At 42.6% G+C, this 22,216-nt stretch carries 16 protein-coding genes; 7 read left to right on the top strand and 9 right to left on the bottom strand.

Annotation, left to right across the window (positions count from 1 at the left end; translation table 11 throughout):
• The 8 genes from M1P97_RS01805 to M1P97_RS01770 all read right to left on the bottom strand — a co-directional run bounded on the left by M1P97_RS01805 (position 1) and on the right by M1P97_RS01770 (position 15,437).
• The gene (locus tag M1P97_RS01805) at positions 1-2,370 is read right to left on the bottom strand and encodes a sensor histidine kinase (protein WP_195374914.1); all 2,370 of its coding nucleotides are present in this window, start codon (positions 2,368-2,370) and stop codon (positions 1-3) included.
• Positions 2,371-2,526: 156 nt separating this feature from the next.
• The gene (locus M1P97_RS01800; protein WP_249388225.1) at positions 2,527-5,982 is read right to left on the bottom strand and encodes a DUF1080 domain-containing protein; all 3,456 of its coding nucleotides are present in this window, start codon (positions 5,980-5,982) and stop codon (positions 2,527-2,529) included.
• 46 nt (positions 5,983-6,028) lie between these two features.
• A complete protein-coding gene (locus M1P97_RS01795; protein ID WP_195374912.1) occupies positions 6,029-7,285 on the bottom strand; it encodes a Gfo/Idh/MocA family oxidoreductase in 1,257 nt (418 codons plus the stop codon).
• Positions 7,286-7,385: 100 nt separating this feature from the next.
• Entirely contained in the window at positions 7,386-8,276 is an 891-nt protein-coding gene (locus M1P97_RS01790; protein ID WP_195374911.1) for a sugar phosphate isomerase/epimerase family protein, read from the bottom strand.
• An 86-nt stretch (positions 8,277-8,362) separates the two neighbouring features.
• Positions 8,363-10,156 (bottom strand): RagB/SusD family nutrient uptake outer membrane protein, encoded by a 1,794-nt coding sequence (locus tag M1P97_RS01785; protein ID WP_195374910.1) that lies wholly within the window; start codon positions 10,154-10,156, stop codon positions 8,363-8,365.
• An 18-nt stretch (positions 10,157-10,174) separates the two neighbouring features.
• Positions 10,175-13,699 (bottom strand): TonB-dependent receptor, encoded by a 3,525-nt coding sequence (locus tag M1P97_RS01780; RefSeq protein ID WP_249388223.1) that lies wholly within the window; start codon positions 13,697-13,699, stop codon positions 10,175-10,177.
• 84 nt (positions 13,700-13,783) lie between these two features.
• Entirely contained in the window at positions 13,784-14,758 is a 975-nt protein-coding gene (locus tag M1P97_RS01775) for a FecR family protein (RefSeq protein WP_195374908.1), read from the bottom strand.
• Positions 14,759-14,825: 67 nt separating this feature from the next.
• Positions 14,826-15,437, bottom strand: coding sequence for an RNA polymerase sigma-70 factor (locus M1P97_RS01770; RefSeq protein WP_195374907.1), 612 nt, complete (start codon positions 15,435-15,437; stop codon positions 14,826-14,828).
• A gap of 944 nt (positions 15,438-16,381) precedes the next feature.
• On the opposite strand from M1P97_RS01770, the gene prmA reads away from it, so the two are divergent.
• The 7 genes from prmA (at position 16,382) to kdsA (ending at position 21,336) form a co-directional block, all read left to right on the top strand.
• On the top strand, positions 16,382-17,233 hold the full coding sequence (gene prmA, locus M1P97_RS01765) for a 50S ribosomal protein L11 methyltransferase (protein ID WP_249388222.1): 852 nt from the start codon (positions 16,382-16,384) through the stop codon (positions 17,231-17,233).
• Between the two features lie 88 nt (positions 17,234-17,321).
• Entirely contained in the window at positions 17,322-17,543 is a 222-nt protein-coding gene (locus M1P97_RS01760; RefSeq protein WP_007652933.1) for a YtxH domain-containing protein, read from the top strand.
• Between the two features lie 6 nt (positions 17,544-17,549).
• Positions 17,550-17,957: a phage holin family protein gene (locus tag M1P97_RS01755; protein ID WP_075558180.1), complete on the top strand. Its 408-nt coding sequence runs from the start codon at positions 17,550-17,552 to the stop codon at positions 17,955-17,957.
• The gene (locus M1P97_RS01750; protein WP_195374905.1) at positions 17,905-18,285 is read left to right on the top strand and encodes a hypothetical protein; all 381 of its coding nucleotides are present in this window, start codon (positions 17,905-17,907) and stop codon (positions 18,283-18,285) included. The genes M1P97_RS01755 and M1P97_RS01750 overlap by 53 nt, the downstream gene beginning before the upstream one ends.
• Before the next feature lie 237 nt (positions 18,286-18,522).
• A complete protein-coding gene (gene gap, locus M1P97_RS01745; protein ID WP_195374904.1) occupies positions 18,523-19,524 on the top strand; it encodes a type I glyceraldehyde-3-phosphate dehydrogenase in 1,002 nt (333 codons plus the stop codon).
• 72 nt (positions 19,525-19,596) lie between these two features.
• A complete protein-coding gene (gene miaA, locus M1P97_RS01740) occupies positions 19,597-20,523 on the top strand; it encodes a tRNA (adenosine(37)-N6)-dimethylallyltransferase MiaA (RefSeq protein ID WP_195374903.1) in 927 nt (308 codons plus the stop codon).
• A 9-nt stretch (positions 20,524-20,532) separates the two neighbouring features.
• Positions 20,533-21,336 (top strand): 3-deoxy-8-phosphooctulonate synthase, encoded by an 804-nt coding sequence (gene kdsA / locus M1P97_RS01735; protein ID WP_195374902.1) that lies wholly within the window; start codon positions 20,533-20,535, stop codon positions 21,334-21,336.
• 84 nt (positions 21,337-21,420) lie between these two features.
• Here kdsA and M1P97_RS01730 read toward each other — a convergent pair whose 3' ends face one another.
• Positions 21,421-22,080: a Crp/Fnr family transcriptional regulator gene (locus tag M1P97_RS01730; RefSeq protein ID WP_229058665.1), complete on the bottom strand. Its 660-nt coding sequence runs from the start codon at positions 22,078-22,080 to the stop codon at positions 21,421-21,423.
• Between the last annotated feature and the right edge of the window lie 136 nt (positions 22,081-22,216).

Genomic DNA, 22,216 nt, shown 5'->3' with positions numbered 1-22,216 from the left:
CTAACGGGGTAAGCAGAACCAGAAGCAGGAACCTTTACCGATCTCTGATCTTACCCCGATCTTTCCCTTCATCTGTTCCACAATACTTTTACAAATAGAAAGCCCCAGGCCTGTTCCTTGTTTGAATTCATTTCCTTTATAGAAACGATCGAATACATGTGCACGCACTTCTTCTTTCATCCCGACTCCGGTATCCGTCACCGTAAACTCTATTTCATCGGGACGGATTTCGTATCCTAATGTGATCGAGCCATGTTCCGTATATTTAATCGCATTATTTATGAAGTTGGCAAATAGTTGATTCATCCGGATATGGTCGAAAGTGAAAACACAAGGTTCCAGATCCGGAGAACAGCAAAGCGTCACGCCCTCACCCACTTTGATGCTCATCGAGCGGACTATTTCTTCCAGGAACTCCTTCAAATTGATCTCCACAGGTTTAAATTCTATCGTGTTGGCTTCAATCTTTGCCAAGTCGAGAATATCCGAGATCAACTGAAGTAAAAGCTCATTATTCTTTTGGATGATACTCACGAACTGCTGCTGCTCCTCCTCATCTTCCGTATCGACCAGCAAGGTGGAAAAACCGACTATGGCATTCAAAGGCGTCCGTATCTCATGACTCATATTTGCCAGGAAGGCAGACTTCAAACGGTCGAGTTCTTCCGCTTTCTCCCTTTGCTGCTCGGTTTCTTTCAGTTCCGTGATATCGTAATTAACACAAATAATTTCCAGCTTATCCGGATCATTAGATTGAAGGTTACGCATGATATTTACACGTATCCATTTCCAGCCATCCTCTGTACGGACACGTAATTCCTGACGTATACTGGTAGCCAGTCCCTTTTTAACTTTTTCAAAAAAGTCTAACATTATATTACGGTCGTCCGGATGCATTGCTCCATACACACCAACAATCTGAGGCAAAGGTATCCCATCCTTCTCTCCAAGGTTTTGATACCACTGGCTAATAGCATAACCATCGCAGGTAAGCAAATCATATTTAGCATATCCGACTTTGGCAAAGCGACTTACCAGCGTAAAGAAATATTCAAACTCTTCTATACGGTTATAGGCTATTGTTTTATCCGTGTTATCCAGATTTATAAACAGATAGTTTATCAGTTCGCCTTTATTATCATAAAGCATACATACTTTTGATAGCAAATCGATTGTTCCTGCTCTACGGGTAGGATAGTAATTACTGGATACAACCTTTGTAAACGGGTAACTCAACCGAAAAGAGACAGCTTTCTTTTTCCGCATTTTCTCCAAAACATCTTCCGGTACGATCGGATTCTCAAAGATATTGACACCCAGAACATCTTTTTTAGATTTCAAGCCGAATATCTCTATATCCTTTTTATTTATATCGACAAGGTAACCGTCTTTATCATAAAGCTCTATCCCGACAGGAATATTGGTATAGATATTGCGCAACAACTTCTCACCCCGGTCGAGTGCTTCGTTGATCCTTGCCATTTTAGTAATGATACTGATGATATTGGCGATCGACGAAAACCACTGATAATCTTCGAGACTCCAAATTCGATTCCGGTCCATTATATCAATACCGATATATCCCCAGGCCTTATCCTTTATAACTAAAGGGACTAATATCAGCGAAAGCGATCCTCTCAATTGCAGGTAACGTTTTTCTTCGGCGGCTTCAGGCGGCAGTTCGTCCAGATGGTTAATTAATACCGGATAGAAGCTTTGTATTTTCTTCGTAGACCAGGGTAATGTCGACACTAATATATCCTGTAGAGACGAGCGGACAGAAACTACCCCTTCACTGCATACTTCGTAAGTACAACTCAGTGTTTGCTGGCTGTTATCATACTCCATTATGCAGGCACGTCCCTTAGCTCCAATCGAATACAAGATCTCTGAAAGGACCAGATGAATCGATTTAGGTAAATCATTCGTTTGGATAAAAGAATGAAGCGAACGCGAGAGACTTCCCAAATGCCTGAGCAGGCTGTCTTCCTGATTGTCTACATGCGGCTTCTCACCGACCTCGACATAAGGTAATAATTGCAAGAGACCCAGCACATTTATTTTCCCGCTGGAATCGATCTCACGCTTACATATTTTCGAGCGGACAAATTTAACCCCATAACAAGTTTTAAGGGGAAATACTTGCTCATAAATACCTATTTCTTTGAAAAAGGCAAACTCGCTGGCAATTCGACTGCGGTAATCTTCACGAATCAACGCCAGAAAATCCGGAATAGGAATTTCTCTGTCCTTTAACTCCAGCAGACTTACCAAATAGTCTGAACATATATAATTCCCTTTTGCAAAATCGGCTTCCCACCAACCTACCTGGGCATTATCCAACAATAACTGATATTGCTCTATATCCATTTGCTCTGTATCGCTTAAACAGCACAAAATACGCTATAATAAACCAGACCAGCAAATTTTAATCACTTTAATATTCAAGGGATTTCAAAGATTTGTGTTAAAAAGAAAAGCGGAGACCGACAGATCGATCCCCGCTTTCCCAAAAAGAATAAAATCTTATTTCAATTCCTTGATACGGATATTACGGAACTTCACCGGAGAACCATGTCCCAGGAAGCCGATATGTCCTTTTTTGTTGAACAGTCCCGGGTGTTCCTTGCCGTCGGGAGTACCGTTTTTCACGGCATCACGAATGTTGCCTTCGAGGATAACCACACCGTTTACCGTTACGCGGATGTTATCTCCGTTGGCCACAATCTCTTCCTCATTCCACTCACCCACAGGTTTGAAAGCCTTGTGGTGATCGGCATTCGTTGGAATAATCCCGTAAACGGAACCATGATGCTGATATTTGGTAATATCCTTATAGATAGGATGTTCGCAATCGAGAATCTGAATTTCCATACCAACGTAAGCGGCATCGCCTTCCATCGGAGTACGAATACCTACACCATTGTTGGCACCGGGAGTCAACTGGAACTCAAAACGATAAACGAAATTACCGAATTCATCCTTCGTGTACAGGTTTCCACCATAACTCTTACTCGGTATCATAGAGATACAACCGTCTTCGATCGTATAATCTACTGTATTGCCGGTCCACTGGTGCATATTGGTTCCATCAAACAATACCTTAAAACCTTCTTTTTGTTCCTCGGCAGACAGTTTGAACGGTTCCTTGCGGTCCAATTCCTTTACATATATATTACGGTAGTAAACTTTGCTTCCGTGTGCCTGCAATTCCAGTTGTTCAACCGGGAAGATAGGCTGTTTACGATCCCAATAGTTTTCGAGGATCACATCGTCCACCACTTTTTCACCGTTGAGGACAACCGTTACACGGTCGCCAACCATCTTGATATAGAAGCTGTTCCATTCACCCAGCTTGTTGTCTGCGACTTTCGAAGGTTTACTTTCGTTTACCGAGTTATTATACAAACCACCTGATCCCACCTGAGCACCTACATTCACACGCGAAGTATCCCAGATCTGCACCTGAGGCGTTCCACGCAGATATATACCGGCATCCGCTTCGGGACCGGCCGGATCAAGCATCCAGTCTACGTACATTTCAAAGTCACCGTATTGTTTATCGGTACACAAGTTGTCACCTTTACCTGTAAACACCAAGACACCATCTTCCACGATCCAGCCGTTACGCATAACCTGATCCGCTTTTTCCTGCTCTTTTGCCAGTTGAGCTGGCTTCATTTTACTACGGGCAATCGGATTAGCAACCAGCCCCTTCCAGCCGGTCAAGTCTTTTCCGTTGAAGATGGAAACAAAACCTTCTCCCTGCGGCATTTCCGCCAGATGTTTCTTGATGGCTTCCTTTTGATAGCCAGCATCCGGGTTATCAAGCACCTGCATTACCTTGTTAAGCAATTCACGCACATTGGTTCCCGTATAGTCCTTATTTCCCAAAGCGATATTCATGACCGCGTTGGCGGCTGCCTGCTGAACAGGTTTCTGATCGAGGAATTCGCCGGCATACAGCATACCCAAGAAGGTTCCTGTCCGTTCGATCTGACGCAGGATCGTAATCTTTTGTTCATCCGTCTTTGCTATTTCCATTGCTTTACGCAGACCCAACAAACGGTTTTCGCCCGTAAAGGCCGGATTAGATACAAGCTGTACATAGGCTTTCAGGGCCCGGTCGAAATAAGCGGATGAAGAAGTATCCTTGCAGATCGCATACAATTCGTCGGCAACTTCGATACCTTTCCAGTTCAACAAAGCTTCGAAAGCAGCATCGCGAGCATCGCCTTTTCCTTTATGGAAACCGTCGACGATGGTAGCCAATGCATCCTTCTCGCCGGTTGTGGCCAGAACAATATAATAAAGGTACTTCTTACTGTCGCCAGCCTGAAGCATACGGCGGGTAATTGTTTCCATTTGTTTTTCAGGAGACATAGAAGAGATAGCAGAGATCACAGCCTGCTGTATCGGAGCAACGGCGGAAGCTTCGGCAGTTTCCAGCATGCCACAAAGGTTAACCAGGTCGCCTTCCGAAACAACATCCTTCAAAGCCGTATAAGCAGCTTTCTTTACTTCCGGGGAGCCGGACTTAATCAGTTCGAACACTGTCGTGAGGTTGGCTGTCGCTTTGCGCATGGCCAGTAATTCAGCCCCGGCAATCTTTCCCGCATCCGTTGCAGAAGGAATCACGCGAGCTACAGCCTGGTCGATATCTCCCTTAAAGGCAGCGAGGGCATCCTGTCCCAACAAAATAATATCTTTATTATCGCTTGTCAACAGATCGGCAAGTACTGGTATCGCCTGCTTGTCTCCAATCTTCACCAAGGTCCAGACTGTTGCCTGTTTTACGTCGAAGTCTGTACTTTTCAGCTGAGCCAGCAATACCTGCATGGCTGTGAGGTCGAAACGCAGTTCCAGGTTCTTGATGACATCATGCTTGGTCGGGCATTTCGCTTCGCGTCCGATCCAGTTGGTTATATCCACCTTCACTTCCGGTTTTGCTTTCTGCATCGCCTTCATGACTTCGATATAAAGATCTTTATCTGCAAAGCCCGAAGCATAATTCAGAGCCGCGTTACGGTATTCCTTGTCGGTATCTTTCAGGGCCGAGAGCAACAGCTTGCTACTGTTTTCCTTCTTCAGCGACAGCAAGATCTGCAAAGCAGCGTCGCGCGTCTGTGTCTTTCCAGCCTTGGTTGCCTTCTTCAACAAATCGTTAGCGGCCTTCTCCACTTCCTTTGCGTCGCCTTGCGCTGCAACACGTTTTAGTAGGGCGATGTAAGCTTCATTGGCATTTGTATTTGTCATCGTATAACCGGCAGCGGCAGCAGCTTCCGACATTTCCTTGATGGAGGCTTTCGTTCCTACGCGGCTCAGGGCATACAAAACTGTTTTCTGCATGTTCTCATCGCCTGACCCCAGCAGGGCTTTCAGCAAATCTTCCGCACCTTCCACCTGTGCTTCGCCGATGGCTACAATAATATCTTTCTGAGTTTTCGGAGTTCCCATACGACGCATCAGTGCCGCTTTCAATGCCTTACCGGCATTCTCGGTTCCGATGGCAGCCAGGGCACGGGAGGCCGGACCGCTCAGGCTCTCTTCATTCAGGTAAGAAGACAGGGCATCGATACATTCGTCCTGTCCAAGTATCTGCAACTGACGGATAATGAATGCTTTCGTTTCACGTTCGTTCACCATGTCAAGAGCTTTCAGGTAGGCATTGGCCGTAGCCAGGCGGGCACTTTCTTCGCCTTTAGCCATCACATAATGCGTCAGGCCGCTCAGGGCGTAATCTACCTGGGCGTTACTACCCTTGCCCGGGGCATTAATCATATTGACCAACATCAGGACACCTTCTTCACCGGTTCCTTTCAGGTCGCTGATCAGTTTATTGTATTCAGCCTGTTGCTCCGCAGGCATCTGGGCCAGTACATCTGCCGCAGTTGTTTTAGCTGTACGGTTTGCCGGCGACTGGGCCATCAATACACTACCGAATAACAGCAAGCTAGCAATCGATATATATGCTTTTCTCATCTTATTCTCTTTAATTTTCAATTGTCAATTGTCAATTTTCAATTAACTAAATGTTCCAGGGAGCACGCATCGGCTGATCCAGCAAACGATTAGCGGCCTCATCATTAATAAACTCAAGTTTAACAGGATCAAATTCCAGCGTACGGTTCAGACGAAGAGCAACGGCCCCCATATTAACGATTGTCGACGAGCGGAAACCGTTTTGCTCGTTCAAGGCGAACGGCTGGCGGGTACGGACGCATTCGATAAAGTCTGTCACCTGTGGTTCCGGTTCCGGATAATCGGCCAGTTTCTTCTCCCAGTCGGGGATATCGCACACAAAGTTCTTGTAAACGTTGCCGTTAGGACCGGAAATATAAGGCGTGTTCGGATCTCCGTAGTCGCCACCCCAAAGAACGATCTGACAGCCGTCTTCATAGGTGTAAGTGATGGAACGCCAGGTTCCTACCGCATCCGGGTGTTGCTGTGGAGCATCTACTTCCACCTTCACGGGGCTGGTGTGGTCTTTTCCTAAGAAATACTGTACAGGGTCGATATAATGCTGCCCCATGTCGCCCAGTCCGCCACCGTCATAATCCCAGTAACCACGGAAAGTCTGATGCACACGGTGTGCGTTGTAAGGCTTGTAAGGAGCCGGGCCTAACCACATATCGTAGTCGAGTTCGGCAGGAACGGATTGCGGTTCGAGATACTCTTTGCCCACCCAGTAGAACTTCCAGTCGAAACCGGTGTGCTTACTGATAGTCACCTTCAACGGCCAACCGAGCATTCCGCTCTGAACAAGTTTTTTCAACGGCTTCACCGGTGTACCCAATCCATAGAACGGGTCGGCGAAACGGAACCAGGTGTTGAGGCGGAACATACGACCGTTCTGCTTAACGGCCTCCATTACGCGCTTGCCTTCGCCGATCGTACGGGTCATCGGCTTCTCGCACCAGATGTCTTTCCCGGCTTTAGCGGCCTCCGTCGACATAATCCCATGCCAATGGGGAGGTGTAGCTATATGCACAATATCAACGTTTGGATCGAGAATCAGATCACGGAAATCATGGTAAGCAGCGATCTTGTCCTTCACCAGCTGTTTTCCTAATTCAAGATGTTTTTTGTCGACGTCGCACACAGCGACCAGGCGTGTTCCAGCATAGTCCACGTGTCCGCGTCCCATACCGCCGGTTCCGATAATACCTTTAGTCAACTGATCACTTGGAGCAATAAAGCCTTTTCCAAGCACGTGGCGCGGCACAATAGTAAAGGCCGCAATACCTCCCAGAGTTTTAAGGAAGTCCCTTCTGTTTGTTCTCATAGTATGATTAATATATGTAAATGATTAGCTATTATTTTCGTTTTTCATGATAAAAAAGACATTAGAAAGCAAATGCCATTTCTAATGTCTCACAAAGATATTATTTATCCAATAACTCTTGCAAATATTTACGAGTTTTTATGACATAGTCATGCTGGGAACCATTTAACTCACATTCAATTGTTACAGCACCCTGAAAACCCTGTTTCTTTAATTCGGCAATTACAGCAGGAAAATCCACTTCACCAGTAGGAATAGGAACTTCTGCACCTAACTCATATGGATTATTGGGATCCGGATATTTACCGTCTTTTGCATGAAATTCCTTGATTAACGGACCAAACAGCTTCACCGCATCCAAAGAATTTGCTTTCCCGTACATCAACAGGTTTGCCAAATCACAATTGATAAAAACATTTCCGGTACCTATATCTTTAATAGCACGGATCAGGGTTGTAGGTGTCTCCTGCCCCGTTTCAAAATAGATCATGACCTTGCGGCCTTTTGCATAGTTGGCCAGATCCTGCATGACTTTGATGAAATCCTTATATTGTTCAGAAGAAGGATCTTCGGGGATAAATCCGAAATGAGAATGCATTGCCGGAATATCCGCCATCGCACAGAAGTCTATCATTTCATGATATACTTTTATTTTTTCTACCCGTTCTTCCATAGGCACCAGACCAATAGTAGCTGGTCCCTGCCGAAAGTTCCATACACTTTTGCTTCCGGGCACACCGACCAGTGTCGTCACCTTGATGTCGTGTTTCCTTGAAGCCTCTTTCACCTTTTCTGCAAAGTCTTTCGTCAACGTATTTTTCCTGTAATTGATTTCACATGAACCGAATCCCTGCTCATGCAGATCCTTGAAACTTTTGTCGATATCACTCAGGTCATACTGGATAATACCGATTGTGATTTTATCAGCGGCCTGTGCGGTCGTAAAAGCAAACAGCAACGCGGCTGTCAACAAACAATGTTTTACTTTCATAATGTAAAAATTTATTTTAGTCAATACAAAGTTAGGACGGAATATTTATTAATAAACTTTCCGTCCTAAAATTATATGTTTTTTATTTACTCCATTGTCGGATTAAATGTACCGCCCCAGTTATTATTCTGCTCCAGATTGGGATTCTGATCAATATTACTTTTCTGAATCGGGAAGAAGTAAAAAGATTCTTCAATAACAAACTCTCTTTCGGCTGCTTCCGTATAAGGAACCTGATGGATTACATAACGGAAATCACCGGTAGCCAGTTCGTTGTTATTGATTTTTGTCCTGGCAGTATTCAAATCCATATCGGTACCATCCGGGTTGATAGCAATTGCCTCAAGGCCATGTTTGGTCCAGCCGGCCAGTTTCATCATATTACGTGTACGGCGCAAATCCCAAAAACGGTGACCTTCAAAACATAACTCGATATTACGTTCATCCAGGATAGCTTGACGAATTTCTTCACGACTGGCGACATTCAATCCGTAAAGTCCATCACTTCCAGCTTCTATTCCGGCACGCTTACGGATTTGTTTCAACATTTCGACAGCCACATCCGAATGTCCGGTTTCATTTGCTGCTTCGGCGTAGATAAACATCACTTCAGCAAAACGCATTAGGATATAATCTATATCGTATGTCATTACCTTATCTTGAGTCAATGTTAAATCTGCTGCCTTATAGATATAAAAACCGGAAAAAATATCATTGTTCACGGCATTCGTATGTGCTGCAGGATTCACACCATATTGATCATCCGGGCTACTAACTCCTAGCGCATTATATTGTCTGTAATCAGCATGTTTTCCCGCTACCGGATATTCACGACCATTATATAAACATACATTATTAAAACGGGGGTCTCTATTCTGCCAAAAAGATTTCAATAAAGCCTGTTCATCGCCCACATAATATTTACCAGTCGGATCGTCGTAACGTTTACCATCTATCATAGGGAAACTTTTCACAAACTCCCAAGTCGGATTACTATAAGACTTATCACGACTGACTGAAGCCGGACGAGTCGTATATTCCCAAGATGATACTTTGTTCGGATTTGAATTCACTACAGCAAACACCACTTCGGGTCCCTGTTCCTGTATCCAGATATTCGCATATTCAGGAGCTAAATAGATCCCTTTAGCTACACAAAAATCATAAGCTTCTTTTGCTGCTGAATAAGCCTCGTCCCAATAAGCATTACCATACGGATTACTAGGATTGAACTGCGGAGAAGCTTTCAGTAATAATGTTTTTGCTTTCCATGCTTTAGCAAAGCACTGGTCGATACGACCATAATCAACAGAACTACCTGCTATCTTCTCCGGCAATAATGTTATAGCATGATCCAAATCCTCCACCATCAACTGAAAACATTCCGGCGTAGAATTACGTTTTACATATAAATCATCTTTATCTTTATCCTGAGGGATTTTAATATAAGGGACACCACCATGATGTAAAACCATCCAATAATAAGTATAAGCACGCATAAAATAAGCTTGCCCTAACAATCCATCGGCGTTTTTACTATCCAATACTCCCTCTTCTAAACGCTTAATAGCTTCATTAATATGACGGATCGCTGTATAATCCCATTTTTTATAAGCACTGCCTGTTTCCGTAATAGTACCCAAATACCAAGGTATACCGGTTACTTGCTCTGAATTATTATCGGCTCCGGCACTCCAGTTTCCAAAACATTCCGAGTAAAGATTATTAACATAAGCTGTCGCTAAACTGATATCATCCCAAACCATAGATTCATCATAGCTATTTAAGTTGTCGATATCCAACGTATCACAACCAGTTGTCATTCCGCCTAAAACGAGAACGGCACTTACTATTGTATATTTAATTTTATTCATTTTCATACTCTTTTCGATTTAAAATTAGAACGAGAAGTTAAGACCAAAAGAAAATGTTTTCATCAATGGATAAGAGTCGTAATATTTTTGTTCAGGATCCAAAAACTCTGTTACTGCTGAAATACAGAACAAATTGGTTGCATTAGCAAATACCTGAGCATGCGAAATACCCAACGGACGAAGAATAACTTTAGGTAAATCATAACCGATATTCAAGTTTTTCAAACGTAGATAAGCACCATTACGCATCCAATAACTCGTATTCCCTGCACCTGATTCATACCAACCATTACCCACGATACGAGGATAAACACCATTTGGATTATATTCCGGATCATAAACTTTATCGCTTGTCCAGATCGGGAAATAAGGACGGACAGCACCGCCATGTTGGTAAAAACCGCCATCCACACCACCTACAAAACGATCATATTTACCAACTCCCTGGAAATGAATATCCAAAGAAATACCTTTCCATTTAATGCTACCACCGAAACCGTAATTTATACGTGGAGTTCCATTCTCACTTAACAAATTATAAGCATCGTTTCCATCAATACGACCATCAGGTCCTTCCGAATAACCATCACCACGTGTATCCTTGTACAAAATACCCCCCAGATACGGGTCTCGTCCATACTGTTTGAAACCTTTCGCTTTCAGAGCATCCACCTCTGCCTGATCTGTCAGCAAGTGATCGGCAATTAAGCCTGTCAAGATACCATTCGCTTTACCCACCGGTGACAATGCATATAGATTTCCACCTTCCTGATAGGTAGCAGAAACATCTAATACATCCCACTGATCACGAGCAAAACCTAAATTTACATAAGCCGAATAATCGATTATCCCGTTAGCAGCTTTGTCCATCCAGGTCAAAGCCAGTTCACCACCACGCCATGAACGCTCTGCATAGTTTTCCGGGGCCAACGACTGTCCGTAAGTATTCGGGAGTGTCACTGTACGCGGCCCAAGAATATCGACTTCCTTACGATAAAAAGCATCAAACGTACCGGACAAACGATTGTTGAAGAAACCGAAGTCCAAACCTCCATTATAAGTTGTGGAAGTTGCCCAGGTCAACGTTGAATTGGGAGTCGCACCAGCTGTAATCGTATTAGCCAAATTATTTCCGAACACATATACCCCCCCCGTATTATATTTCTGCAAATAAGAAAAAGCAGTAATCTTATCAATCGGATCTTTACTCAAATCCAAATCATTTCCGGTCGTTCCATAAGATGCACGTAGTTTCAAATTACTCAACCAATCGGAAGTTTTTTCCATAAACGGTTCCTGACTGATACGCCACGCAGCAGATACAGACGGGAAAAATCCCCAGCGGTGCCCGTTCGGGAACAACGTATTACCGTCATAACGGAAAGAAAATTCGGCAATATACTTCTGGTCAAACGTATAATTGAAACGACCGATCCAGGAAAGACGACCGCCAGTATACTCTTCCGCATCCCCCCAACGACGTTCCGCATCTTTCGAATAATTAAACATCTGATCAATATTGGCTAATGGTTGTTCAGCTTTTGCTTGTGTCCACTCTCCTCCGTTTGCAGCCTGTTCGAAAACGATCATACCACCGATGTCATGTTTTCCGAACGTATTTGCATAGTTTATAAACCAGTTAAACTGCTCAGTCCACAACTGTTTCATACGGTAATCCAGATTTTCATAGTTTTGGGAGAAATTGAATGTATTAAACTCATTCGGATTCAAAGGAGCCGGTAAAAAACGGTTCCCTTCGGGATCAGCCTGCTGAAACTTATAGTTTTTCTGGAAAGTCATAAATCTCTTACGGGAATAGTCGTGACCGATATAGCTACCCATAACTTTCGTACTCAACCCTTTCGTGATAAAATCGAGATTGATATCAAAGGAGACAATACCGTTCATATTACGACGACGCGTCTTCAAATAACGGTTACCCACCACCTGGTCTACCGGGTTCCAGCCCTGCCATGATCCATAATCCTGATAGATCGGGTAATCCGTAATAGTTGCTGAGGGAGTACCATCCAGATTTGAATAGAACGGAGTTGTTTTCATCGCATTGAACGTACAACGATATAAATCGTATACAGCCTGGTCGTCATCGTCCGAGAACGGCCAATAGAAACGCTCATCGTTAGACTGGTTCGCATCTAGGTTTACATTCATTTTTATGTATTTACTCAATTCCATCGTCAGATTCGAACGTAAAGAAAACTTCTTGTTTTCCAAAGACACATAAGAACCTTCTTCCGCCAGAAAAGACCCCATCACATAATATTGTACCTTTTCACTACCACCTGTCACACTCAAAGAGTGCTTTGTATTCCAGGGATTTTGCCAGATATAGTCGTTTACATTATAATTTATGTTGTTATCGTGAAAATAAGCATATTCCGCTTCACCGTTCGGTTCTTTCGTCCCCTGAAAACGGGCTACGGCATTCTGATAATCCAAGTCATCGATGGCTGTCCATCTGTCGGCAAACAATTCCTGGGTAGGTTTACTAAAAGCATAAGAACCCTGGTAATTGAAAGTCGGTTTTTGATTCTTAACACCACCTTTCGTCGTCACCAGAACAACGCCATTACCTGCTGCCGATCCGTAGATGGAAGCAGATGCAGCATCTTTCAGGAAACTCATTTGGTCGATCTCATACGGTTCAAGATTATCGAATGCTTCTTTGTCACGAATCACACCATCGATGACGAACAGTGGATCACCAAAACCACCACGCATACGGATTTCAGAAGAAGCTCCCATCAAACCGGAGTTACCAGTAATCGTAGCCCCCGGAGCACGACCAGCCAACGAATTGGATAAGTTCGTATTCGGAATAACAGACAACTCATCCGCTTTCACATTAGATATCGAACCGGTCATATTCACCTTTTTCTGTACACCATATCCGACTACGACCACTTCGTCCAGCTTTTGAGTATCTTCGTGTAAGGTTATCTGATAAGTATTTTTATCCCTTACTACTAAGACAGATTGTTCTACATAACCAATATAGGTTACCAACAAAGTGGCTCCATCCGAAACATTATCTAATTTAAAATTTCCGTCTATATCGGTAATCGTTCCGATATCCGTACTACCCTTTACTACAATATTCGCACCGATAACAGGTAATCCGGTATTATCAACAACAACACCTGTTACGGACTTTTTCAGCTGAAGGATATCGGTTGATATGGGTTCGACCTGATAACTGCTTTTTGTATTATCTTTAAGGAAAATGCGGTTATGGATGATTTTATATGAAATCCCCGTATTCTTAAAGACCTCTTTTAATACATTTTCGATATGTTCATTTTTCATATTGACAGAGATCTTGGAGATCTTCTTTCTCAACAGGTTTTCATCATAAGAAAATTCATACCCGGTTTGTTTACTTATATTTTGTATAACGATACCGACCGTTGTCCGGTTAAGGGTCAACTCCAGACTCACATACAAAAATTGTGCATCGTTTACTGCTATTGCAGGCGATGCAGATGCCAAAAACATTGCTAATGTCGCAATAGATACTTTTTTAATCATACATGTGATTTAATAATGTTAGTACTAATTTTAATGTTACGCGTGTGTAATTTTTCCCTTTTTCATGTTGCTTTACCATAGGCATTATTGTTTATTATTATAAATAAAAATCTCCTTCCCTTCTATCTTTGAATGGATCGGAGCTAAATATTCCAACAATTTTAAAATGTCAGGCAGACTTTCATCCTCATTAATCACACACCGGAACTTACGCTGGGCAAGTATCGATGATTGAATATTGATATTCACATTAAATTTTACAGAAAGCTTATTTGCTATTTCACGGAGAGTGGCATTTTCAAAAACAAACTGATTCAAACGCCAGGCTGTACAGATATTGGTATCTACAGCCTCCATAGTATATTCATTCTTACTTTGGTCATAGGTTACTTTTTCCCCCGGGGATACATCCAGTATTTTATTCCAGGCGATATCAAGCAAATCGATTTTCCCGGTTACCAAAACCGTTTCTACTTTTTTATTGGCTGCGTCTACTTTTACATCAAACGAAGTACCTTTTACACGTACATGCATATAATCAGTAGAAACGCTGAATAATGATCCTACATTCTTTGTTACATCAAAAAAAGCTTCTCCCTGTAAAGAAACCTGACGGTTTTTACATGAAAATGATTCCGGATATTTTAATGTTGCCCCACCTCTCAACCAAACAGAAGTACCATCGGCAAGTATCACCTTTTTTACATCCTCACCGGACTTAACCGTAATACTTATTTGTTTTTCCGGCCTAAAATATTCATACCCGCCATAAGAAAAAGATAATAAAACAAGAATGGCAGCCGCATACTGTATTACCTTATACAAAAGCCGTTTATAGTTCAAACGGTCTATCCTTACATTCTGCTTTTCAAGGGCATGATCAATATGAGCGGCATCACTATAATGCATCACGTCCCACGAAGCACGCAAATACATCACCTCTGAAAATATTTTCTTATTTTCAGAAGACAGATTACTCCAATCCACCACCTCCCCCATTTCATCCGGAGAGATATTATCCGCTAGATATTTTGCTAGAAGCCCGTAATCAAAATCCATTCGTTTATTTCTCTTTTTATAAGCGAAACGAACGAATGGAAAAAACTACGGAGACAAATACGATTTATCAGGAAATATTTTTCAGAACCATTCCCTCTGTAAGCAGAAGAACATACAACAAGTAAAAATCTTTTTTAGACATATGCTCCTTCAGATACTTAATAGTCAAATAAATATGGCTTTCCACCGTCCGTTGTGGTATGTGAGTCCGTGCGGATACTTCTTTAGCTTTCAATCCATTAATATAAGTCAGAATAAATACTTCGCGCCGTTGAGCAGGCAATTGGTCCAGCAAATCATATAATCGCTTATAAAAATCCTTAGAATACAGTTCTTCCATAACTGAAGTTTCTTTTCTTAGTAAATCACCATACTCCTTTAAATAAGTATTTTCTACATGAAGATAGTATTTTTCTGCTGATTGCTGCTTTTTAAAATGATCGAGACAACGGGTATAGGCCGATTGGAACAAATAAGAATGAAAACCGTCACCTACATATAACTTACTGCGGTTCTCCCATACATATAGAAAAACATCCTGAACGATATCTTCGGCAATCTCTTGTTCCACCATAGCAGTAACATATGCCATAACGCGAGGATAATAATAACGGAACAGACTATTAAAAGCTTCCCGGTTTCCTTCTTTCAATTGACTTAACAAAGAAACATCAAACATAAGTGTATTAAATTTATAAAGAAAGCGTGGAAGCTATTGATATTACGACATTTGAGGCTCTGGACGGCCCATCACACTATAATATACAATAGCCCCACGCTTATGATTGCTATAGGTTCCTCTTTAAGGTAAGTATATAACAACATAGGCGTAGGAGCATCTTGGATATTATCCAATGTGATGAAATTGTCCAGATTCCAAATATCGGATAATATGTAACGCTTCTACGTTTTTTCTGTACGTAGGACAAAGGTAATAACAAATACAAATAAAACAAACCAAAATATTTAAGTTTCTTTCGCCTCATTAAATATCATTTTGACACATTCAATCATACTTTTCCTACTTTACAATCGTATAATACAACTTTATATAACACAAGATTCTTTCTTTATTTCCATTACAGAAACGAGAAAGATACATTTATTAACACCGCATCCAAGCTTTATCTCGTTTTAAACGAAATTGGAATTCGTTTAAAACGAGATATTTTTTTTATGTAATCAAAAATTTATTCGCTTTAAAGCAAAACAAACGTTAACAACAGCTAAAACGACCTTATTTTTAAAGTCCCAAGAGCCCACAATGTATGCTGTAGAACATATTTCCATATCTAAAACAATAATTCCACCCAGCATTCAACAAATATCTCTAATCATACAATACAAACTAAACAACAGCATTATAACTATATTACGCACAACAATCTATCAATATAATGTTTTCTTTATGAATATAATAACTTTTACAACAAAGCCACCTTTCCCACAATCTCATAAAAACAGGACAGCCTGTGCTTCGCCCCATACATCTTATTCATAAGACACATAATATGACATTTTGTCAAACAGGGGATAAAAGATTACTTTGATTATATTCGTTATCGTTCCGATTTTTATTTATATTCGATACCTTTGCCCCAGCAAATGATTAAAAATTAAATTATGGATTATTACGAACTGAAATTCACATACGAATCGCCTGTCGAGGCGACCGTCATCAGCGACATACTGGCCTCCGAACTGGGCGAGATCGGGTTTGAAAGTTTCACCGAAAATGAAAACGGCCTATTAGCCTATATCACCGACACATTATATAATGTAGAGGCTGTGGAGGATAAATTGAAGGAATTCCCCCTCGAAAACGTGACATTCCACTACACCGCACAGCTGGTGGAAAGCAAAGACTGGAACGAAGAATGGGAAAAGAACTACTTCAAACCTATCCGTATCGGTAGTGACTGTATCATCCGCGCCTCTTTCCACCAACCGGAGCCGGGCTATACATATAATATAATCATTGACCCGAAGATGGCCTTCGGCACCGGCAACCATGAAACGACCTACCTGATGATCGGCGAAATGCTGAAACTCGACCTCGCCGGGAAAGACCTGCTCGACATGGGATGCGGCACGGCCGTCCTGGCCATCCTCGCCAAGATGAAGAAAGCCGGCAAGGTGGTCGGCATCGATATCGACGAATGGGCTTACAACAATGCACTCGAGAACATTCGCCTGAACGATACGGAAGACATCCGCATAGCATTGGGCGGCGCCGAGCAAATCGCAGGCTTCGGACAGTTCGATATCGTATTTGCCAATATAAACCGCAATATACTTTTGAACGATATTCGCCACTACGTCAGCTGCATGAAGACGGGCGCACTCCTTTTTATGAGTGGGTTCTACACCCAGGACATCCCCTTCATCCGCGAAGAATGCGAACGCAACGGATTGATATTCCAGTCCCATGTCGAAAAGAACAACTGGGTGGCCATCAAAACGCAGAAGCCATAACTTTATTTAACAGTAAAAGTTAATGCAGAAGTAAACTATCATCCAAAGAAAAGCGTTATTTTAGTAGACACATTTAAATGTAAGAGTTATGAAAAATGTAGATTCTAAATTATTACTAGGTTTGGTAGTTGGTGCAGCAGTTGGTGCAGCAGTTGGATATCTGGCAGCTACCGATAAGAGAGAACAGTTACTGGAAGAATTGAACGGTGTAGTTGGAAAAGTAAAAGAAGGCTTTAATTCCGCTCTCGCCAAGTACAAAGAAGGTAAAACTGAAGTTGTAAAAGCTACCGAAGAAATCGTAGCCGAATAAACATTTATGGAAAAAGATTCAGGAAAAATCTTTCATGAGCTGAAGGATGACGTTTCAGCTTATGTAGAGTTAAAGCTTGAACTTTTAAAGTTAAGCACATACGAGAGAAGCGGACAACTGATCGCGGTTCTTTCGTATGGCTTAATTTTATTGTTCCTGGCTTTCTTTGCCATCCTGTTCATATTCCTGGCTTTAGGGTTCTTTATGGGTGATATCTTCGGCTCCATGGGATCCGGATTTGCTTTTGTGGCAGTATTATATCTCCTATTGATCGGGCTCATTATAATGAACAAAGGTAGAATCTGCAATACAGTATTGAACGTAGTGATTGCAGCATTAAACAGTAATGACGAAAAAGACGATGCAACAGATACAAAACAAGCCACTGACACCACTGGAGAAGCTGATTTCTGATAAAGAACGGATCCGGAGGCAATGCGTCATGCAGGAACAAAAACTGAATGAGGATTTTTCCTATATACAGGAAAATGCAGGAAGTCTGTTGATTTCCGGTTTTACTGCTTTACTTTTCCCGAACACTAAATCAAAAAAGACAGATCCTTCCGAGCCGGCGGCTTCGCCTATTCAACCCGCCACCCCGATCGGTTTCTCCGATTATTTGAGTATAGCACAAGGTCTTCTCCCGGTAGCATGGGACGTTGTGAGACCTTTTCTACTGACTTGGGGAATCAGAAAGGCGCAAAGCTGGTTTACAGGCTTATTATTCAAGAAAAAGAAATGACCGCTAACAATTAATTTATGTTAGAGGGCATATTTTTCTCTCCATAATAAATGTAAAATAGAAAAAACATGACTACATTTGCAGTCGTTAAAAACAAGGATAAATAATGAAACATACTATTTCTCTTTTGATCGCATTTATATCAATGCTCGTGATGTTGGTTTCGTGTGCTACTCCTTGTGGCTGTTAAATGATTTTACGTAATATTTTTAATAAACCCATAAAAGTTTTATTACAATGATTAAAGTAGGTATTAACGGTTTCGGCCGTATCGGACGTATGGTGTTCCGCGCTGCAGTTAAGAACTTCGGCAATGACATTCAGATTGTAGGTATCAACGACTTATTGGATGCTGATTACCTGGCATACATGTTGAAATATGATTCAGTACACGGACGTTTCGACGGAACTGTAGCTGTAGAAGGCAACAACTTGGTAGTAAACGGTAACAAAATCCGTCTGACTGCTGAAATGGATCCTGCTAACCTGAAATGGAACGAAGTTGGTGCTGACGTTGTTGTTGAATCAACTGGTTTCTTCCTGACAGACGAAACAGCTCGCAAACATATCCAGGCTGGTGCAAAGAAAGTTATCATGTCTGCTCCTTCTAAGGACGCTACTCCTATGTTCGTTTATGGTGTTAACCATACTTCTTACGCAGGACAGGACATCATCTCTAACGCTTCTTGTACTACTAACTGCTTGGCTCCTATCGCTAAAGTATTGAACGACAAGTTCGGTATCGTTAAAGGTTTGATGACTACAGTTCACGCTGCTACTGCAACTCAGAAAACAGTAGACGGTCCTTCTAAGAAAGACTGGAGAGGTGGCCGTGGTATCCTTGAAAATATCATCCCTTCTTCTACAGGTGCTGCTAAGGCTGTAGGTAAAGTTCTGCCGGTATTGAACGGTAAACTGACAGGTATGGCTTTCCGTGTTCCGACTTCTGACGTTTCTGTTGTTGACCTGACAGTTGTTCTTGACAAGGCTGCTTCAATGGACGACATCAAAGCTGCTATGAAAGAAGCTTCTGAAGGCGAATTGAAGGGTGTACTGGGTTACACAGAAGATGCAGTTGTTTCAACTGACTTCCGTGGATGTGCCAACACTTCTATCTTCGACGCAAAAGCAGGTATCTCTTTGGATGACAACTTCGCTAAGATCGTTTCTTGGTATGATAACGAATGGGGTTATTCAAACAAAGTTTGTGAAATGGCTCGCGTTATCGCTGGTAAGTAATCAAAATACAAATCAGTATATGGAAGCCGTCCTCTATAAAGGGGACGGCTTTTTTTGTATCTTTGCACTAAGATGAGAACATATCAACTTATTACCATACTTGGGCCGACCGCTTCCGGTAAAACTCCTTTTGCCGCAGCCCTGGCCGACCGGCTGGATACGGAAATAATCAGCGCCGATTCCCGCCAGATCTATCGTGGCATGGATATAGGCACGGGAAAAGACCTGGCCGATTATACCGTCGCCGGGAAGCCCGTCCCCTATCACCTGATCGATATCTGTGACCCGGGATACAAATACAACGTCTTCGAATACCAGCACGATTTCTTCCGCGCTTACGAAGAGATACGGCAAAAAGGGAAATTGCCTATCCTCTGCGGTGGCACAGGTATGTACATCGAAGCCGTATTGAAAGGTTATAAACTGCTAGACGTTCCCCAAAATCCGGAACTCCGCGAGTCGCTGAAAGAGAAATCGCTGCCGGAACTGGAGCAGATATTGGCTACTTACAAAGTTTTGCACAACAAAACGGATGTAGATTCTGCCCAAAGAGCCATCCGGGCGATAGAAATAGAAGAGTTTTACAAGGTACAGTCGCCGGAAACAAACGAATACGATCCGATCGACAGCCTTATCATCGGTATAAATATCGACCGGGAGCTTCGCCGGGAAAAGATTTCCAGACGACTGCGTGCCCGTCTCGACGAAGGCATGGTGGACGAGGTAAAAAGAATCATCGAATCGGGGGTCAAACCGGACGACCTGATCTATTATGGCCTCGAGTACAAGTTCCTTACCTTATATATTATAGGTGAACTTTCCTATGAAGAAATGGTTTCACAACTAGAGATAGCCATCCATCAGTTTGCCAAACGGCAGATGACCTGGTTCCGTGGTATGGAACGCCGGGGATGCACTATCCACTGGATCGAAGCAACCCTGCCAACCGAAGAGAAAATAGAGAAGACAATTGAATTACTAAACAGAAATAAGGAGTAACGAATAAATATGGTAACAATTAACGATTTAAATAAAGGGGATAATTTCTTCCTGATGGCCGGTCCCTGCGTGATAGAAGGAGAAGAAATGGCTCTGCGTATCGCCGAAAAGGTAGTGGGGATTACTGAAAAATTAAACATACCCTATGTCTTTAAAGGCTCATACCGCAAAGCAAACCGTTCACGGCTGGATTCATTTACCGGTATCGGCGACGAGAAAGCGTTGAAGATACTACATAAAGTAGGCGAAACATTCAATATCCCTACCGTAACGGATATCCACGAAACACACGAAGCAGCGATGGCAGCCGAGTATGTGGATGTACTGCAAATCCCAGCCTTCCTGTGCCGTCAGACCGACCTGTTGGTGGCAGCAGCGAAGACCGGAAAGATAGTCAATATAAAGAAAGGACAATTCCTTTCGCCGGGAGCCATGCAATTCGCCGTACAGAAAGTGGCCGATGCAGGCAACGACAACGTGATGATTACGGAACGGGGAACCACCTTCGGTTATACCGACCTGGTAGTCGACTACCGGGGTATCCCTGAAATGCAGACATTCGGTTACCCGGTTATCATGGACGTAACCCACTCGTTGCAACAACCTAACCAGACTTCAGGTGTAACAGGTGGCCTGCCCGCATTGATAGAAACAATAGCTAAAGCCGCCATCGCCGTAGGAACCGACGGACTGTTTATCGAAACCCATCCGGAACCTTCGAAAGCCAAATCCGACGGAGCCAACATGTTACAGTTGGATTTACTGGAAGGCCTATTGACACGTTTGATACGTATCCGCGAAGCTATCAGATAAAGAGACCGCTTACCCATAACAAAAAGGGGCTTCCGTTTACCGAAAGCCCCCTCTCTTTTATATTTTCAAAAGTCCTGATCCTTATTATCCCATTTTACTTATCTTTCTAAGCTTGTCGTCATCTATCAACTTGATCTTACGTCCGTCGATAGCGATGATACGTTCAGAGACAAATGTGGACAGTGTCCGGATGGCATTGGAAGTAGTCATGTTCGACAAATTAGCGAGATCTTCACGAGACAGGTAGATACTCAAGGTAGCACCATCCTCTTCCAATCCATAACTGTCTTTCAGGAATAACAAAGATTCTGCCAGACGACCCCGGATATGTTTCTGCGTAAGGTTCACGGTACGTTCGTCCGCAACTCCCAAGTCGAACGATAGCTGACGGATAAAGAACATGGCCAGATGCGGGTTACCCATTAACAATTCGGTAACAACCGTCATCGGTATCAGGCAAACCGAAGATGCTTCGAACGCAGAAGCATTCGTCAAATAGTTTTCCTGAGCAAAGTTTGCGCGATAACCAAAATATTGCACAGGCTTGATCATACGGATAATCTGGCTTCTACCGCCAACTCCTTCTTTAAAAATCTTCACCTTACCTTTTAGTAAGCACATCATGTCCCTTGGTTCGTCGCCCTCGCAATATATCAACTCGTTACGTTTGAAATGCTGGATCGTCGAATTATTACGGAGAATCTCCCGCTCTTTGTCGGTCAGTACTCTCCATACTTCTGCCAAACTGGCCGATAGATCGACCTCTTCTTTTTGTTGTTTAACCACGACTGTTTTATAACATACTTATGAAGCACAAATGTACAACTTTTCTTTTGAATTAATAAAATGTTTAATACGATAAATTGTATTTTCAATTACA

Origin of the sequence: Parabacteroides leei (assembly GCF_023369805.1) — a bacterium.
Lineage (GTDB): Bacteria > Bacteroidota > Bacteroidia > Bacteroidales > Tannerellaceae > Parabacteroides > Parabacteroides leei.
This window is presented reverse-complemented; position numbering and strand designations above follow the sequence as displayed.

Coding starts and splice junctions, on each gene's coding strand:
- M1P97_RS01805 (WP_195374914.1), bottom strand. CDS start 2,370: ATGGATATAGAGCAATATCAGTTATTGTTGGATAATGCCCAGGTAGGT.
- M1P97_RS01800 (WP_249388225.1), bottom strand. CDS start 5,982: ATGAGAAAAGCATATATATCGATTGCTAGCTTGCTGTTATTCGGTAGT.
- M1P97_RS01795 (WP_195374912.1), bottom strand. CDS start 7,285: ATGAGAACAAACAGAAGGGACTTCCTTAAAACTCTGGGAGGTATTGCG.
- M1P97_RS01790 (WP_195374911.1), bottom strand. CDS start 8,276: ATGAAAGTAAAACATTGTTTGTTGACAGCCGCGTTGCTGTTTGCTTTT.
- M1P97_RS01785 (WP_195374910.1), bottom strand. CDS start 10,156: ATGAAAATGAATAAAATTAAATATACAATAGTAAGTGCCGTTCTCGTT.
- M1P97_RS01780 (WP_249388223.1), bottom strand. CDS start 13,699: ATGATTAAAAAAGTATCTATTGCGACATTAGCAATGTTTTTGGCATCT.
- M1P97_RS01775 (WP_195374908.1), bottom strand. CDS start 14,758: ATGGATTTTGATTACGGGCTTCTAGCAAAATATCTAGCGGATAATATC.
- M1P97_RS01770 (WP_195374907.1), bottom strand. CDS start 15,437: ATGTTTGATGTTTCTTTGTTAAGTCAATTGAAAGAAGGAAACCGGGAA.
- prmA (WP_249388222.1), top strand. CDS start 16,382: ATGGATTATTACGAACTGAAATTCACATACGAATCGCCTGTCGAGGCG.
- M1P97_RS01760 (WP_007652933.1), top strand. CDS start 17,322: ATGAAAAATGTAGATTCTAAATTATTACTAGGTTTGGTAGTTGGTGCA.
- M1P97_RS01755 (WP_075558180.1), top strand. CDS start 17,550: ATGGAAAAAGATTCAGGAAAAATCTTTCATGAGCTGAAGGATGACGTT.
- M1P97_RS01750 (WP_195374905.1), top strand. CDS start 17,905: ATGCAACAGATACAAAACAAGCCACTGACACCACTGGAGAAGCTGATT.
- gap (WP_195374904.1), top strand. CDS start 18,523: ATGATTAAAGTAGGTATTAACGGTTTCGGCCGTATCGGACGTATGGTG.
- miaA (WP_195374903.1), top strand. CDS start 19,597: ATGAGAACATATCAACTTATTACCATACTTGGGCCGACCGCTTCCGGT.
- kdsA (WP_195374902.1), top strand. CDS start 20,533: ATGGTAACAATTAACGATTTAAATAAAGGGGATAATTTCTTCCTGATG.